Genomic DNA, 17,097 nt, shown 5'->3' with positions numbered 1-17,097 from the left:
TAGACGTCGACAGAAAATTCCCGGTCCGCCTGCCTACGCACCCTGCGCTTGACACTACGTCCCCGCCGGTCCCTGATTAACGTCCACCACGTGGCGATCCGGTCCGACAGTAATGACGATCGTGTAGCTCTTCTGCCCGCCCGCCTGGTCAGTCGGCGGCGCAATGTGCAACTGGCCGCCATACCACTCACCGGGCATCAGCGTGTTGTCCTTGATGACCGTCTGCTCCAGCATGGCCATGTTGCGTTGTCCCGTTTCGATGGTGGCGGCGAACATGGCTTCGTTCTGAACAGTAGCGTTGTGCTGCGCGATCACAGCGGCTGTTGGACTGTAAAACGTACCAGTGCGACCACTTGGTGTCGTATAGGTCCCATGGCCCGCTTGAGAGGCGCTGTAGGCGTTCGCAGCGCCGGCAACGCCAGTCAGAATGGCCGCCGCCACTTGCCGGTTTTTCTCTTCCTGCTGCAGCATTTCGAACGTGACGATCTGCATTCCGAAGTCGGAGCCGCCGACGTGCTGGATGGCTTCCACTTGCGCCACGCGAAATTCCGTCGGCTGTTTTCCGATGTTGTTGATGCCGACGACGAACACCGGGCGTCCGTTCGCCTGCAACTGGCGCGATGCCGGGCGGACCAGCACCAGCGAATTCTTCTGGCGTGAGACGAGCGCGGGTTGCCCGTCGCGCATCATCGCCTGTTGCTGTGGATTGGAAGCGCGAAACGCAATGGTTTCGCCGTTCGAAACGCAGCCGCCCAACGCGGCGCAAAGCGCCACGATTCCTAAATTGCGCATGACATGAACCCCCAGACCCGTCGCCATACAAGAGCAACCGGAGGACGTGGGCAAGCGCGCATGCGCGTGAATGCACACCGTGGAAATACGGTGTGACTTCAGAACGAAGTAAGACGTGGATGGCCGGGACCTGGCTACGCCAAGGCTTCGCCGGGGCAAGCAAGCCCGGCCATGACGGAGTGACGAAAGGTGCGGCGCGCTCAAACAAAAAAGCGGCCGGGTCTTTCGACCCGGCCGCTCCAAACTTCGATCCGCCGATTTAAACTTCGCTCAGCTCGCCTTCTTCACGAACGCGGGCTTGCCGACCTTCTTCTCGATCGCGCGCTTCAGATCGAGGGCGCGGGGGGAGAGGACGTCGGCCTTGGCCTTCAGGAGGTAGGCATCGAAGCCGCCATTGTGGTCGACGCTCTTGAGCGCATTGGTCGAGACGCGCAGGCGCACGTTGCGGGCGAGCGCGTCCGAGATGAAGGTGACATTGACAAGGTTCGGCAGGAAGCGCCGCTTGGTCTTGATGTTGGAGTGGCTCACCTTGTGGCCCACCTGGGGGCCCTTGGCCGTCAGTTCGCAGCGCCGGGACATCTTGCAAAATCCTCTTCCATCCCGCCATAGCCGAGCCGCTTCTCGCAGGCGCCCGCGGGGGTCCAAAATCGCGTCCATTTCCAGGAACCGCGGACGTATAGGGGGAGACGGCCACGGGGTCAAGGTTCTTGCGCTGGCTGCCTCACGGAATCGCCCGGTTTCTAAGGGGTTCCAGCCACTTAAGCCATCATATAAAGGGCGCAATCCGCGCCGACATCATGGGTTTAGCTTAGAAAAGACCTTGGCCTTCCGCGAGCGGCGGGCGGCGATGAAAGGTCCTTGAAAGCAGCGGTTTTCGCGATAACCCGCGTTGTTTGCCGGATATTTTTGCCTAAATGAACATCAGCTCGCGCCGATCCCGGGATTATTCATTCGTGACTGCCAGATGCGCCGTTTCGCGCCAATCTCTCTCCGCCAGGCTCGGCCTCGCTGTCGGCCTGTGCGCCGCCGCGTGGGGCTTACTCGCGCCGCAGGCAGCTTCCGCGCAGGGGCGGTTGGACGCGCATTATGAGGCGACGCTGGCGGGCATTCCGGTCGGCAAGGGAAGCTGGACCATCGAAATCGGCGACGATGTGTTTTCGGCCTCCGCGCAGGGCGGCACCGCCGGGCTGTTGAAGGCGTTTTCCGGCGGCACCGGTTCCGGCGCCAGCCAAGGTCGCATCGTGAACGGCGCGCTGGTCGCGAACGCCTATACCGCGACCACCACCACGCAGAAGAAATCCGAGACTATCCGGATTTCGCTGGCCAACGGCGGCGTGAAGGAATTTTCGATCGACCCGGCGCCGCCGGTCGATCCCGGCCGCATTCCCGTCACCGACGCGCACCGCAAAAGCGTGCTCGATCCCATGACGGGCTCACTGCTGCGCGTGCCCGGCAATGGCGAAGTGCTGGCGCCGGATTCCTGCCGCACCGGAGCCGGGATTTTCGACGGACGCATGCGCTACGATCTCAAGCTCGATTACAAGCGCATGGAAACGGTCAAAGCCGAAAAGGGCTATCACGGGCCGGCGCTGGTCTGCGCGATCTATTTCAACCCGGTCGCGGGCTACATCCCCGATCGCCCCGTGATCAAATATCTCGCGAGCGAACGAAAGATGGAGATCACGTTCGTGCCGATTGCCGGCACGCGCATTTTGGTTCCGTTCCGCATGACGATCCCGACGCCGTTTGGCCTGGCGATGCTGGAAGCGACGTCGTTCGTGACATCAGCGATGCCGCCACGGGTAGCGAAGACGAATTGACCTTCTTTCCCTCTCCCCTTGTGGGAGAGGGTGGCGCCGAACGAAGTTCGGCGACGGGTGAGGGGTTCTCTCCGCGAATCGTGCGCGCGGAGAGAACCCCTCATCCGGCGCTTCGCGCCACCTTCTCCCACAAGGGGAGAAGGGAGGTCTCGCAAGGGGCGAGGGAGAGGAGCTCCCTCCGACGAAATCGATGCAACCGCCATGAATCATGTTGACTCTTGACCACTTCTGATTCGACTCCGGTCTTTAAGAAATTAGTCCCGAAACCGTCGCTTGTGCAGCCGCTGTAAACTTGATCTAGTGCCGCCGGGTGCGCTTCAGCGCGAGATGTTGCGGTGAACGTATCGGGTCTCGGGAGGAGTCAGCGATTCGGACGCGATTCGTTCCAGACTCGTTCCAGAGCTTAAGCCGCGACCGCATCACCGTCGCAAAGTGAAACAGAATCGGCGCAGTTGGTGCCAAACGAAAGAGAAACTCCGCGTTTTTCCGTCATTGCGAGGAGCGAAGCGACGAAGCAATCCATACCTCCACACGTGTGGCGCTATGGATTGCTTCGCGGAGCCTGTCATCCGGCGGCGCTTTGCGCCGACCGGGTGGCTCGCAATGACGGGTTGGGCGCGCGCACCTAAATAAGAAACACCTGCACAGAATGGCTTTCTCTCCTTCCAAGTTCGCGACTGATCGCGCGCCCGGCGCGGGCGTTACCGCTGTCCTCGGGCCGACCAATACCGGCAAGACGCATCTGGCCATCGAGCGGATGCTGGGGCATTCGTCCGGCGTGATCGGCCTGCCGCTGCGGCTGCTGGCGCGCGAGGTCTACAACAAGATCGCTGCTCGCGCTGGGAGTGAGGCGGTTGCGCTCGTTACGGGTGAAGAGAAGATCAAGCCGAAGAACCCGCGCTACTGGGTTTCCACGGTGGAAGCCATGCCGAGGGAGCTCGACGTGTCGTTTCTCGCCGTCGACGAAGTCCAGATCGCGGCCGATCTCGAGCGCGGGCACGTCTTCACTGACCGCATCCTGCACCGTCGCGGCCGCGACGAGACGCTGCTGTTAGGGGCCGCCACCATGCGCCCGATCATCGAGCGGCTGCTGCCGGGCGCTTCCATCGTCACACGTCCGAGGCTCTCGCAGCTCGAATTCGCCGGCGACCGCAAGATCACGCGCCAACCAAGACGGACCGCGATCGTCGCGTTCTCGGCCGATGAAGTCTACGCGATCGCCGAATTGATCCGCCGCCAGCATGGCGGCGCGGCCGTCGTGCTTGGCTCGCTCTCGCCACGCACACGAAACGCGCAAGTCGCGATGTTCCAGAACGGTGACGTCGATTATCTCGTCGCCACCGACGCCGTCGGCATGGGGCTGAACCTCGACGTCGACCACGTCGCGTTTGCCTCCGACCGCAAGTATGACGGCTATCAGTTCCGCAGGCTCAATCCGGCCGAGTTCGCGCAGATCGCCGGGCGCGCCGGGCGCGCGACACGAAACGGCACCTTCGGCACCACGGGGCGCTGTGCACCGTTCGAGCCGGAACTGGTGAACGCGCTGCAGAACCACACGTTCGACAGCGTCAAAATGCTGCAGTGGCGGAATTCGAGGCTGGATTTCTCCTCGCTCGGGAGCTTGCAGGTGTCGCTGGCGCTGCCGCCCGGGCATGACGCCTTGACCCGCGCGCCGATTGCCGAAGATTTGCGTGTGCTCGATCATGCGGCGCGCGACGGCGAGGTGAGGGAGATGGCCCACGGCGCACCAGCCGTGGAACGGCTGTGGGACGCCTGCCAGATCCCGGATTACCGCAAGATCGCGCCCGCCGCCCACGCCGAGCTCGTGACCACGCTTTATGCATTCCTGATGAAGAAAGGTCGGATACCCGACGCATGGTTTGCCGCCCAGGTCGACCAGGCCGACCGCGTTACCGGCGATATCGACACGCTGTCGGGCCGGATCGCGCAAATCCGCACCTGGACTTTCGTCGCCAACCGGCCGGACTGGCTGTCCGACCCCGACCACTGGCAGGGGATCACCCGTGAGGTGGAAAATAAATTATCCGATGCGCTGCATGAACGGCTTACGGAGCGTTTCGTTGACCGGCGGACCAGTGTATTGATGCGCCGCCTGCGGGAGAACTCAGTTTTGAATACGGAAATTGGCAAGACCGGCGAAGTGATTGTGGAAGGCCACGCGATCGGCCGGCTCGATGGATTCACCTTTGCACCCGATGCGGCGGAAGCCGGCTCGGACGCGAAAGCGTTGCAGGCGGCCGCCCAGCAGGTGCTGGCGAGCGAGATCAACGCGCGCGCGGAAAAGCTCTCGGCCGCGCCCGACGACCAGTTCGTGCTGACCTCCGACGGCACCATCCGCTGGACCGGCGATGCGGTAGCAAAACTCGTCGCGGCCGACGATGCGCTGCATCCGCGCATCCGCATCATTTCCGACGAGCGGCTCTCCGGCGCGCCGCGCGAGGCCGTGCAAACGCGGCTCGATCTGTGGCTGAAGACGCATATCGAAAAGCTGTTGGGGCCGCTGTTCGGCCTGTCGAAGGCCGAGGACATCACGGGGATTGCGCGCGGCATCGCATTCCAGCTCGTCGAAGCGCTCGGCGTGCTGGAGCGCTCGAAGATCGCCAGCGAGATGAAGGATCTCGACCAGGCCTCGCGCGCGACCTTAAGAAAGTACGGCGTGCGGTTCGGCGCCTATCACATCTATTTCCCGGGACTCTTGAAGCCCGCGGCGCGCGCGCTGGCCTCGCTGTTGTGGGCCGAGAAGCAGGACAATGTCGATATGTCCGCGCTGTCAGGCGCGCAGCATCTGGCGAGCTCGGGGCGGACCTCGTTCCCGATCGACAAGGCGCTGCCGCGCGATGCCTATCGCGTGCTCGGCTACCGCCAGTGCGGCGAGCGTGCGGTGCGTGTCGACATCCTGGAACGTCTCGCCGATCTCATTCGTCCCGCTTTGGCGTGGCGTGAAACGTCGCCGGGCGAAAAGCCCGCCGGCGCGTTCGACGGCCGCGGCTTTGTGGTGACGCAGGCGATGACCTCGCTGACGGGATCCGCCGGCGAAGATTTCGCCTCGATCCTGCGCGCGCTCGGCTACCGCATGGACCGCCGCCCGCCGTTGCCGCCGAAGCCGGCGCCTGAGACCGTAGTCGAGACGGTCTCCGCCGAAACGCCGCCGGTCGAGGCGAGCGCCGAGGCGACCGCTGCTGCGCCGGCGGAAGAGGAAGTGCCTGTCAGCGACGAGCCCGCACGATCGTCGGCGTCGCTGCTGCCGGATGTGATCCCCGTGACCGCCGAAGAACCCGCTGCTGCGGTGGAAGCTGCGCCCGCCGAGACCACACCGGCGGAAGCCGCGATTGCGGATGCGCCTCCGGAACAGGAGACGCCGGAAGTGGTCAGCGCCGCGGAAGCGGCGTCCGAACCCGAAACCGCGAGCGAAGCGCCTGCCGAAGCCGAAGCGCCTGCAGAAGCCGCTCCGGTCGAAGCTCCGGCGGCCGAAGCCAAGCCTGAGACACCGGTAGAGCCTGCACTCGTCGAAGTCTGGCGGCCCGGCGGCCGTTCCGACGAGCGCCGTCCGCATCACGACCGCAGCCGCCAGCGCCATCACCGCGCGGGCGAGGGCGCGCAGGCGGCAAGCGGCGAAGGCGGTGAGGCGGCGCAGCGCGAGCAGCGCCATCGCCGTGGCCGTCGCCACGAGTTCAGAAAGCCGCGCGAGGGCGCGCCAGCCGATGCTACGGCAGCGCCGGCCGCAGCAGAGGGCGCGCCCGCGGCAGAAGCGCGTCAGGACCGTCCGCCGCGCGAGCGTTTCGAGGGCAAGGGCCGTGACCGCGAGGAGCGCCGCGACAAATTCGATCGCAACAAGGGCGAGCGCAAGGGTGGCCGCGACAAGGGCGAGCGCGGCGGCCGTGATTTCGGCGGACGCGACAAGGGCGGCCGTGACAAGCGCGACTCTGGCCCTTCGCACCGTCAATGGGCGACGAGCGCGAGCCCACGCGAGCGCGACCGGCCGATCGATCCGAATTCACCGTTCGCAAAACTGGCGGCGCTGAAGGAGCAACTCGCCGGCCGCAAGGAATAGTCGAGCAAATATTTGGAGCGGCAGCGCCTCGACAAATGGCTGTGGCATGCGCGGGTGGTGAGGGCCCGCACCTCGGCTGCCGCCCTCGTCGAGGCCGGTCACGTCCGCATCAACGGCGTGCGTGAAATGGCGCCGGGACATTCGGTGAAAGTCGGCGACGTCTTGACGATCGGGCTCGACCGCACCGTGCGCATCCTGAAAGTGGTGGGATTTTCCGAGCGGCGCGGCGACGCTGCGGCGGCGCGCGTGCTCTACGATGATTTGCAGAACGACAAACAATAACTATCTGCGCAGGGCACGCAGGGACGCCTGAAAAACGGCCGCTAACGGCCCGCTGCTTCCCTTGCGGCAGCGCACCGCATGCGCTACGCAAACCCCGGAAAACTGATCCGTTTCGGAGCGTTGGATGACTTACGTCGTCACTGAAGCCTGCATCAAGTGCAAATATACCGACTGCGTTGAGGTTTGCCCCGTCGACTGCTTCTACGAGGGCGAGAACATGCTGGTCATCCATCCCGACGAATGCATCGACTGTGGCGTCTGCGAACCCGAATGTCCTGCGGATGCCATCAAGCCCGACACCGAGCCGGGCCTCGAGAAGTGGCTCGAGGTCAACACCGAGTACGCCAAGAGCTGGCCCAACATCACCCAGAAGAAGGACGCCCCGCCGGACGCGAAAGAATTCGAAGGTGTCGAGGGCAAGTTCGAGAAATATTTTTCCAAGGAACCAGGTAGCGGTGATTAAGCCTGTGGATAAGTTGCGGGCTCGCCGAGCCTGATTTTCGCCCCAATCTGAACCGAACGCGGTGAGCGGATTTAACCCTGTTAGCGGTCTTATGACGGAAACCGCCCCGTAAGGGCCCGGAACCCGGCGTAAATCATTGATTTTTGCGGAAAATGTGCTATATTGGGCACATTCTAAGCCGATCCCGGCCATGCGTATCCTGTGGCCCCGGTGGGTTTCGTAAAAACATCGAACAGGGGCGTGGCAGTTCCGCGCGCAGGCTGTGTCACAGAAAACGCGTAAAAAGAGTGCTTCCAAGACGACGAAAAAAGCCGCTCCGGCCAGCCGCAGCGCAACCAAAGGCCGTGCCAAGGCGCCCATGAAGGACGCCAAGAAGGTTTCGGCCACAAAGTCCTCAAAGAACAAAAGAAGCGCAATGTCAGAAAAGACTGCCAAGACCGCCGCGAAAGCGACGGGTTCGAAGACCACTGCGTCGAAAGTTACTGCCAAGCATCCCGTCAAGACCCCTGTGAAGGCTGCTCCCCCGAAGGCCGCCGCGCCGAAGGCTGCTGCCAAGCCGGTTGCCGCTGCGCCGCGCGTCGAGGAGCCGAAGAAGGTCGTGACCCAGCGTCAGGGCTTCAAGGCCAATGAATTCGTGGTCTATCCGGCTCACGGCGTCGGCCAGATCCTGGCCATCGAGGAGCAGGAGATCGCGGGCGCCAAGCTCGAGCTGTTCGTGATCAATTTCATGAAGGACAAGATGACGCTCCGCGTGCCGACCGCCAAGGTCGCCAATGTCGGCATGCGCAAGCTGTCCGAGCCGGCGCTGGTCAAGAAGGCCCTAGAAACGCTGAAAGGTCGTGCGCGCGTAAAACGCACGATGTGGTCGCGCCGGGCGCAGGAATACGAAGCGAAGATCAATTCGGGCGACATCGTCGCGATCGCCGAAGTGGTCCGCGATCTCTACCGCTCGGAATCGCAGCCCGAGCAGTCCTACTCGGAACGCCAGCTCTATGAAGCGGCGCTCGATCGGCTGTCGCGCGAAATCGCGGTCGTGCAGCATTCGACCGAGACCGAAGCGGTCAAAGAAATCGAAAACCAGCTCGCCAAGAGCCCGCGCCGCGGCGCCAAGGCCGAAGCCACCGAAGCTGATGCCGAGGCCGACGAGGCCGATGTCGACGCCGACGGCGACGACGCTGCCGTGGCGGATGAAGCTGCCTGAAAGAATCCCGAGGATTGAAACGAAAAGCCCGGTCGAAAGACCGGGCTTTTTGTTTGGGGTGTAAGCAAATTCCTTCAGCGGGTGGGAGAAGGTGGCGCGAAGCGCCGGATGAGTGTTCTCTCCGCGGAGACAGACCCCTCATCCGTCTCGCTGCCGCTTCGCGGCCATAGCCGCTGCAAAGCATCGGCGTCCTCCTCTAACTACGGCGGCCGACAGCCTCCTATGCCACCTTCTCCCACAAGGAGAGAAGGGAAGGACGGCGATTTTGGACAGCATTTGCAGTCACTTACGCGAAAGTGGCCCAATTTTCGACTTTTTGTGACCAGAATCGGGGGAGAACCTCCCGCCCCAATCCAGATCAACCGCAAGGGGGATTCGATGAAAGGGCAGGTTCAGTCAGTCTTTCTCGCCATGGTCATGGCCGCGCTGCTTCCGATCAGCGCGCCGGCCGCGCAGGTGAGGGAATGCAGCGCCGCGGTGCCGTCCAATCAGCAGGGGCATTGGTCCTGGCGCCTAATCGACGGGCGCAAATGCTGGTACGCCGGCAAGAGCGTGATTTCGAAATCGTTGTTGCGGTGGCCTGCCGCGGCGCCGGCACCCGCGCAAGCGAAGGCCGAGGCCGAGCCGGTAAGCATCGTCACAGAGAAGCGCAGCGAGCCCATGGATGCGCAGGCGCGGATGCTTGACGATGACAATAGTTTTGAGTCGCGGTGGCGTTCGCGTGTGACCATCGAGTAGAATTAGATCGCACAAATTCCTGGTATCACGCAGCGCTCGCCGCGTAATTGCGAGGAGCTCGCGACAAAATTGCGGAGCAATTTTGCGCTGAAGCGACGAAGCAATCCATCTATCCCCGCGTTGGCGCGGATTGCTTCGCGGAGCCTGTCATCGGGCGCGCATCGTGCGACAAGATGGCTCGCAATGACGGCTGAGGCATCCTGATTAGTCCACCACGATCTTCACGCGATCGAGCGGCGCGACCTAGGCGTGCTGGTTGAGGCCGTTGAGGATGCGGAAGCGCTCGGTGGGGCGGTCGACGCCGGTGGAAGCGGACATCCGCAGAAGCCCCTTTAGACAATCTGCACCGCACCGGCTCGACCAATTACCTCAATTGAGTCATCTCGCTCTTCGCCACCGCAACGGCGCTGACCGACATAGGTCCACTCGCCAATCGTACAAACACGAGCCAGTTTCGCTCCGGAACCGTGTGTCCCGCTGGCGCAACGGCGTGAACGGGAACGAATGGCATCGGGCATTCGTTTTCCCAGCAGATCGGAAACTCGGACGAGCGCTCGTTTGCAGCAGGTCCGTCACTCATAACGGAGCCTTGAACTGCTCAGTTCGAAAGTACCGCGTCGAAAAAAATGCTGCGAGGCAAACGGAGGAGGTTTCACATGCACAGCATTAGAAAGAGCAGGTTCCTGCTGACCACAGCAGCGCTGCTCGCCGGCGTCAGTCTGGCGGCGGCACAAGGCATGCGTGATGGTGGCGGCGGTGGCGGAATGGGTGCCGGCGGAGGAGCAGGTGCCGGCGGCGGAATAAGCGCCGGTGGAGGAGCTGGCGGCGGTGCCGCCGAAGAGAGGCAGTCGGGAGGTGGAATTTCGCAGGGCGCAGGCGGCGCATCCCGTGGTGAAGGGATGACGCAAGGCCGAGCAGGCGGCCGGGCGGAAAGCCCTGCTGCTGCGCCATCGGGCGCACAGCGTAGCGAAGGAATGAGAGAGAGCGGCCGCGCGATGGATAGGGGCGAGCGACAGATCGGCGCGGATCGGTCGCAGCGCGGGCAAAAGGATCAGACGGTGGGGCAAGGCCGCGGCGAGCGCGATCAACTGCGTCAGTCAGACCGAAAGGCGCAGGACCAGTCCTATGGTAGGCAAAAGGACCAGACCGTGGGGCAAGGCCGTGGCGAGCGCGACCAGACGCGTCAGACCGAACAAAAGGCGCAGCAAAGGCAGAAGCCGGCAACCGCAGAGACAACCCAGCAGCGCCGTGACCAGACCGGTGCGGCAACGGAGGGTCCGAATGCAAGGCCGGGTACGACGACCGGCGCCAACACCAGGCCCAGCGCTCCTTCCCAAGGTCAGACCACGCAGCAGGGCCAGGCGACGCAGCAGGGTCAGTCCACAACGACCGGCGCCAACACCCGCGGACAGACCGATGCGCGGGCGGAAGGCCAGGGTGCGGCCGCTCAGAGCATGTCGGGCCGCGTGTCGGTGACTGCGCAACAGCAGACAACGCTGCAGCAGTCGGTGCTTGGCTCGCGCAATGTGGCGCGCGTTAACGTCAACTCCATCAACTTCCGGATCAACACCGGCGTCGTGGTGCCACGGCATGTCTCCTTTGTGTCGGTCGCGGCATTCCCCGTATTGATCGACACGTTCCCGGACTACCGCGACTACAGCTTCTTCGTCGTCGAGGACGAGATCGTGTTCGTGGATCGGAGCCGGAGGATCGTGGACGTTGTCCCGGCAGGACCGAGGACGCGGTTCGCAGGTCGTGGCCGCATCGGCGGTGGCAGCGTCGCCGCGCTCGATCTGAGCCCCGACGAAATCCGCGTGGTGCAGCGGGTGCTCATCCAACGCGGTTTGCTGACTGGCAGAGCGGATGGCGTGTTCAGCGCCCGGACGCGCGAGGCTTTGATGGTCTTCCAGCGGCGGCAGGGCCTGCAGGCCAGCGGCACGATTGATACACGCACCGTTGCCGCGCTCGGAGTGTCCAACAAGATAAGTGCCACTCAGAGCCAGTCGACGACGGCCGGCCAGCAGCCATCGGCGCAGCGGAACGCGACCGGCCAGAATACCGGTCAGGCTAATGCGCCTGCCCGGCAGAACGAGCCTACGACAACCGGTCAGGCTGGAAGAAACCAGCCGGCAACCACCGGCCAGGCCGGCACGCAACGGCCTCCGTCTGGTCAGACGACTGGACAGGCCCCGGCGCGAGGCGGCAATCAGCCGACCTCCAACCAGCCGTCCGGGCAAACCAACCAGAACAACAATGCGCCGGCACCTGCGGCGAAGAACCAGTCTGATCAGGGCGGTTCAGGTAGCAAGTATTGATCATCTTGAGCCCCGCTTCGGCGGGGCTCTTGTTTTCTTGCTTGGACGAGACAGGTCCTCGCGCGGTTACTGCGTGCGCTCGTTCGATCCACCTCGCCCACGAGGAGAGAGGGGAAGGCGAGCAGCCTCGCTGAGTGATTTTGTTTCGGCCGCGCGTCAATCCACCACGATCTTCACGCGATCGCGCGGCTTGACCTGGGCGTGCTGGTCGAGGCCGTTGAGGATGCGGAAGCGCTCGGCGGGGCGGTCGACACCGGTCATGCGGTGGGAGAGCGATTCCACGGTGTCGCCGGGCTGCACCGTGATGACTTTTATGCGCAAGGGGCGCGCGGCCTGGATTTCTTCCAGCGTCAGGCGGCGGAACGAGTTGACGGTCTCGCGCGCATTGCGCTCGCTTTCGGTATTGCGCTGCTTGGCAGCGAAGATGAAGCGGTAGACGTCACTGCCGTAACGCAGCGCATAAACCTTGAACTGCCACTGATCGCCGTTCGCCGAGGCCGAAGCCACCGGGAATCCGTTGATCATGAGGTCTTCGGTCGAGCCCTTGTCGACACCTTCCATCCAGCCGGAATTGAGGTAATCGGACAGCGATTGTTCGGCCGGCACGCGCACCACGTCGAAGCGCATCGCCTGCGTGCCGCCCTCGCGCACGCCGATCACGGCCTGCGCAGTGTTGTCGAGCGTGAACGTCTCGGGCGCTTGGAAGGTGAAGCCGAGTTTGGGATGCAGGAAGCGGCGCCCGCGCACAAAGCCCTCGCTGGGGTCCTCGCCATAGACGATGTTGTCGATGGCAGCGAGATAGGTCTCGCGGTCGCGCTCGCCGCTCTGCGGCGAGGTGTATTGCCGCGCGCTGGCCTGCGCGTTCTGCACGCGCTCGGGGGTTGCCGGATGCGAGGACAGAAAATCCTGCGCGCGCGGGTCGAGCGAGGTCTTGCCGGCCTTCAGCGCCGCATTGCGCTCCATCGCGGCGAGGAAGCGCGACGCGCCATAGGGATCGAAGCGGGCGCGGGCCGAAATGCCGACGCCGATGCCGTCGGCCTCGAATTCCTGCTGCCGCGAAAAGCTCGCCATCGTCAGCTTGGTTTTCGCCAGCGCCAGCGCCGTCAGATCCGGATCGTTGCTCATGTCGGTGACGACGCGCGTCACCACAGCCGCCTGCCGTGCTTGGTCTTCGCGGATCGAGGCGTGTTTTGCGATGACATGTGCCATCTCGTGGCTCAGCACCGAGGACAGTTCCGAAGTATCGCTGGCGAGCGCCACCAGCCCGCGCGTCACATAGAGCTGGCCGGTCGGCAGCGCGAAGGCGTTGACCGCGCCGGAATTGAGGATGGTCACCCGGTAGGCCTGGTCCGGACGGTCCGACGCCGCCACCAGCCGGTCGACCGTCTTGCCGATCAGGGTTGCGAGTTTCGGATCGTCATAGGCGCCGCCATAGGAGGCCAGAATGCGCTCGTGCTCGCGCTCGCTCGCCGGCGTCTGCGCGACGGTGCGACTCGGCTTCGGCGCGGGCACCGTCGGCGCGGCCGTCTCGATCTTCCCGAGGTTTCCACAGGAAGAGAGCGTGAGCGCAGCGCACAACAACGCCGGCGCAGCCAGAAGGCGGCGGCCCGTGTTTCCTTCGCGCCGTTGTGCACGATGCGTCAAATCAGCCACTGAGATCACGATCCGACCGGGATCCTTGATCTCATCCCCTCTTATTTGCGCGTGATCCCAGCGAAGACCGATGCCAGCCCTCGAATCAAACGCTATTTCCCGCCCAGCACCTCAATCTGCCCCACCCGAAGCAACTCAATTCGCGGTCCTCCCCGCGACGAGACAACGCCGCGGACACGAATCCGTCGATTTTCGAGCGACTTAGGTCCAAGGCCGGCGCTCTCGAACGCCGGTATGATGCGCCTTGAAATAGTCGCAGCAAAGTCCCGTGTCCAGTTCCGCCCGAAATTCAGGTAGGTCATTGCCCCAGCCTGCCGAACGGACAGCACTCTGCCCTCGACCACCGTAAAGTGCCCAATCGCGGCCAGAATATCGCCCGGACTTTCCGTGTTTTTTATGGCAGTTGAACTTGCCCAGATTCCCAATTTGGCATTTCTCGCCAGGCCCTCGGCGGCGGACAGCGCTGCAGCGCAATTTTTGTCGGATATATCGCTCGAAACCAGGGCCTCGCCGCGGCGCAGCAGCTCGCTTTGCACCGATTGTTCCGAATCAGTCACGAACACAAAGGCCGACTGCCGGCCGTACCGATCCGGCGTGTCATCCTCGCCATGCAGGGTCACGTCGCGACCGGTGATGATAGGCGACAATGCGGCCCTGCCGCTGGCCGTCTCGGTTCCCGCGCGCTCGATGCCGGCGAGGCGGATTTCCCGACCGTCCTCGAGGCGAAAGCCGCGCGCATCGACCACGGCAGCAACGCGCCCTTCGCCCTGCCGCTCCAGCACGCAGTCGGCGGCGTCGGCCTCGCCGGCGGATGCCAGAGCGAGCAGCGATGCGGCGGATGCCGCAAGCGCGGTGCTGTAACGAAATGCCGGGCCGGTCATAACGCTGCTCTCGGTCCCGCTTGTTCCTGTATGCTCGACAGCATTACTACCTGAGATTGCCACGTAGGGGGAGACAATGGAAGTGAACGGCATTGTCCATATTTTTCTCACCGCCTCGAATTACGAACGCTCCCGCGATTTCTATCGCAAGCTGCTGCCGTTTCTCGGCTTGAAGCCGGTCATCGATACCGAGACGACCTACTACTGCGTCGGCGGCCGCACTGCCGTCGGCATCAGCGCACCGTCGCCGGAGCACGCTGGCGCCGCGTTCGAGCAGCAGCGCGTCGGCCTGCACCACCTCTGCTTCCGCGCCCGCGAGCCCGCCGACGTCGATGAGCTGCACGGCTTCCTGCAGACGCTCGGCGCCAAGATCATCCGCGGGCCGCGCGAGGATCAATGGGCGCCGGGATATTACTCGATCCTGTTCGAGGATCCCGATGGCATAAGGCTCGAGCTCAATCATGTGCCGGGGAAGGGATTGCTGGCGTAGTGTGCTGCGTAGGATTGGTTGGAGCGAAGCGATACCCATCATGTCGCCGCGAAGGGATTTGATGGGTATCGCTGCGCTCCACCCATCCTACAAAAATCATTCCGCTTAGCGGAAATCGCGACGCAATCCATCTTCCTTCGCGCCTTGCCGCTCTACACCCCGTGCGGCATGATCATGCGAGAGCAAAATTTCAAAGTCGCAGGCCATGCGGCGCGTGCACAGGGAGAAACTCCATGAAGAGAGCAATCACAGCCGTTTTCGCCGCCGCGCTGGCGATGTCGGCGAGCGCGGCAATGGCGCAAAGCAAGCCGCCGCTCAAGCTCGGCGGCATCCTCGATATGTCAGGGCTCTACGCCGATATCACCGGTCCGGGCTCGGAGACGGCGGCGAAGATGGCGGTGGAGGATTTTGGCGGCGAGGTGCTGGGGCGCAAGGTCGAGATCGTCGCGGCCGATCATCTTAACAAGGCCGACCTTGCCGCCAGCATCGCGCGCGACATGCTCGACAATCAGGGCGTCGAGATGCTGTACGACGTGGCGGCCTCCGCGACGGCGCTGGCCGCCGGCGAGATCGCGAAGGCGCGCAACAAGATCGTGATGTATAGCGGCCCCGCCTCGATCCGGCTGAGCAACGAGGCCTGCGGCCCCTACACCGTGCATTATTCCTACGATACTTTTGCGCAGGCCAACGTCACCGGGCTCGCCACTGTGAAGAGCGGCTTCGAGACCTGGTTCTTTCTCACCGCCGACTATGCGTTTGGCCAAGATCTGGAAAGGGACACCACTAACGTCGTGCTGAAGGCCGGCGGCAAGGTGCTCGGCAGCGTCAAGCATCCGCTCAATACGTCGGACTTCTCTTCGTTCCTGCTGCAAGCGCAGAGCTCGAAGGCCAAGGTTGTCGGCCTCGCCAATGCCGGCGGCGACACCATCAACGCGATCAAGCAGGCGGCGGAATTCGGACTGACCAGGAGCGGCGGCCAAAAGCTCTCGCCGCTGCTCGCCTTCGTCACTGATATCGACAGCGTCGGGCTGGAGACGGCGCAAGGCTTGTTGCTTGCCGAAGCCTTCTATTGGGACCTTAACGACGACACCCGCGCGTTTTCGAAACGCTTCATGGAGCGCATCAAACGGCCGCCGACCGCGGCGCAGGCCAGCGTCTATTCGTCAGTCCTGCATTACCTGAAAGCGGTCAAGGCCGCGGGCACCACGGATGCGGCCGCGGTGATGAAGCTGATGAAGGAGACGCCGGTCAATGACATGTTCGCCAGGAACGGCAAGATTCGCGACGATGGCCGCATGGTGCACGACATGTATCTGTTCGAGGTCAAGAAGCCGTCCGAGTCGAAGACGCGCTGGGATTATTACAAGCTGCTGGCGACGATCCCTGGTAACGAGGCATTCCAGCCGCTGGAAGCCTCGCGCTGCCCGCTGGTGAAGAAGTGACTTCGTGACTTCGTCACGAAGTCATCCCGAGGCGATGCGAAGCATCGAACTATGGTGCGCAATTGCGCACCTGAGAATCTCGAGATTCCGGGTCTGGTCCTTCGGACCATCCCGGAATGACGGCCTCAATCAACAAACGAAAGCACCACCCCATGAGCGCAAACGAAATGGTCCTCCAGAAGTTCGAACAGGGCTTACTCACCATCACCATGAACCGCCCCGACCGGCGCAACGCACTCAATCCGGACATGACGCGCGGATTGGTCGAAGCCGCACGGCGCGCGGCGGAGGATCACGAGGTGCGCGCGGTACTCTTGAAGGGCGCCGGCGGCACGTTCTGCGTCGGTGGTGACGTCAAGTCGATGGCGGAGGGCAGAGCGCCGCTCGGCTTCGAGGCCAAGATGGCGAACTTGCGCCGCGGCATGGAAGTCTCGCGCATCCTGCACCAGATGCCGAAGCCGGTGGTGGCGCAGCTCGATGGCGCCGCCGCGGGCGCCGGCCTCTCCATCGCATTATCCTGCGACCTGCGCGTCGCCAGCGCCTCCTGCAAGATCACGACCGCGTTCGCCAAGGTTGGATTGTCAGGGGACTACGGCGGCACCTATTTCCTCACCCAGATGCTCGGAGCCGCGAAAGCGCGCGAGCTCTATCTGACCTCACCGGTGCTGAGCGCGACGGAGGCCTATAACCTTGGCATGGTGACAAAGGTGGTGCCGGACGCTGACATCGATACAGAGGCGCATGATCTCGCGATGTCGCTGGCGCAGGGACCGTCGGTGACGCTGGGCTACATCAAGCGCAACATCAACAATGCCGAGACGATGTCGCTGGAAGCCTGTTTCGACGCCGAAGCCATCCATCATTCGCGCTCGGGCGACACCGCCGATCACAAGGAGGCCGCAAAAGCCTTTGTCGAGAAGCGCAAGCCCGTGTTTCAGGGGCACTAGT

Annotated in this window: 14 protein-coding genes; 10 read left to right on the top strand and 4 right to left on the bottom strand. The window is 63.5% G+C overall.

Annotation, left to right across the window (positions count from 1 at the left end; all coding sequences use genetic code 11):
• Positions 1-54: 54 nt before the first annotated feature.
• Both KJQ96_RS20430 and rpmB read right to left on the bottom strand, forming a co-directional pair.
• A complete protein-coding gene (locus KJQ96_RS20430; protein WP_213288343.1) occupies positions 55-819 on the bottom strand; it encodes a hypothetical protein in 765 nt (254 codons plus the stop codon).
• A 243-nt stretch (positions 820-1,062) separates the two neighbouring features.
• On the bottom strand, positions 1,063-1,371 hold the full coding sequence (rpmB, locus tag KJQ96_RS20425) for a 50S ribosomal protein L28 (protein ID WP_213288342.1): 309 nt from the start codon (positions 1,369-1,371) through the stop codon (positions 1,063-1,065).
• 335 nt (positions 1,372-1,706) lie between these two features.
• Here rpmB and KJQ96_RS20420 point away from each other — a divergent pair, with 335 nt between their 5' ends.
• The 7 genes from KJQ96_RS20420 (at position 1,707) to KJQ96_RS20390 (ending at position 11,683) form a co-directional block, all read left to right on the top strand.
• Positions 1,707-2,612, top strand: coding sequence for a DUF3108 domain-containing protein (locus KJQ96_RS20420; protein ID WP_213288341.1), 906 nt, complete (start codon positions 1,707-1,709; stop codon positions 2,610-2,612).
• Positions 2,613-3,261: 649 nt separating this feature from the next.
• Complete coding sequence (locus tag KJQ96_RS20415; protein WP_213288340.1) at positions 3,262-6,684, top strand: helicase-related protein; 3,423 nt, start codon at positions 3,262-3,264, stop codon at positions 6,682-6,684.
• 12 nt (positions 6,685-6,696) lie between these two features.
• Entirely contained in the window at positions 6,697-6,966 is a 270-nt protein-coding gene (locus KJQ96_RS20410) for an RNA-binding S4 domain-containing protein (RefSeq protein WP_028347636.1), read from the top strand.
• Positions 6,967-7,090: 124 nt separating this feature from the next.
• Positions 7,091-7,429: a ferredoxin FdxA gene (gene fdxA / locus KJQ96_RS20405; protein ID WP_057842040.1), complete on the top strand. Its 339-nt coding sequence runs from the start codon at positions 7,091-7,093 to the stop codon at positions 7,427-7,429.
• A 415-nt stretch (positions 7,430-7,844) separates the two neighbouring features.
• Positions 7,845-8,630, top strand: coding sequence for a CarD family transcriptional regulator (locus tag KJQ96_RS20400; protein ID WP_249734257.1), 786 nt, complete (start codon positions 7,845-7,847; stop codon positions 8,628-8,630).
• Positions 8,631-9,008: 378 nt separating this feature from the next.
• A complete protein-coding gene (locus KJQ96_RS20395) occupies positions 9,009-9,368 on the top strand; it encodes a hypothetical protein (protein WP_213288338.1) in 360 nt (119 codons plus the stop codon).
• A 656-nt stretch (positions 9,369-10,024) separates the two neighbouring features.
• Complete coding sequence (locus tag KJQ96_RS20390) at positions 10,025-11,683, top strand: peptidoglycan-binding protein (protein ID WP_213288337.1); 1,659 nt, start codon at positions 10,025-10,027, stop codon at positions 11,681-11,683.
• A gap of 156 nt (positions 11,684-11,839) precedes the next feature.
• On the opposite strand, the gene KJQ96_RS20385 is transcribed toward KJQ96_RS20390, so the two are convergent.
• A complete protein-coding gene (locus KJQ96_RS20385; protein WP_213288384.1) occupies positions 11,840-13,327 on the bottom strand; it encodes a M48 family metalloprotease in 1,488 nt (495 codons plus the stop codon).
• Positions 13,328-13,428: 101 nt separating this feature from the next.
• Entirely contained in the window at positions 13,429-14,217 is a 789-nt protein-coding gene (locus KJQ96_RS20380; RefSeq protein WP_213288336.1) for a thermonuclease family protein, read from the bottom strand.
• 82 nt (positions 14,218-14,299) lie between these two features.
• On the opposite strand from KJQ96_RS20380, the gene KJQ96_RS20375 reads away from it, so the two are divergent.
• From KJQ96_RS20375 to KJQ96_RS20365, 3 genes are all read left to right on the top strand, one after another.
• The gene (locus tag KJQ96_RS20375; protein ID WP_213288335.1) at positions 14,300-14,707 is read left to right on the top strand and encodes a VOC family protein; all 408 of its coding nucleotides are present in this window, start codon (positions 14,300-14,302) and stop codon (positions 14,705-14,707) included.
• A gap of 233 nt (positions 14,708-14,940) precedes the next feature.
• Complete coding sequence (locus KJQ96_RS20370; RefSeq protein WP_213288334.1) at positions 14,941-16,149, top strand: ABC transporter substrate-binding protein; 1,209 nt, start codon at positions 14,941-14,943, stop codon at positions 16,147-16,149.
• A gap of 152 nt (positions 16,150-16,301) precedes the next feature.
• Positions 16,302-17,096, top strand: a complete 795-nt coding sequence (locus tag KJQ96_RS20365; RefSeq protein WP_213288333.1) for an enoyl-CoA hydratase — start codon at positions 16,302-16,304, stop codon at positions 17,094-17,096.
• Position 17,097 lies beyond the last annotated feature (1 nt).

The organism is Bradyrhizobium sp. sGM-13, assembly GCF_018398875.1.
GTDB lineage: Bacteria > Pseudomonadota > Alphaproteobacteria > Rhizobiales > Xanthobacteraceae > Bradyrhizobium.
The sequence above is the reverse complement of the archived record's forward strand: the minus strand, read 5'-3'. Positions and strand labels throughout refer to the sequence as shown.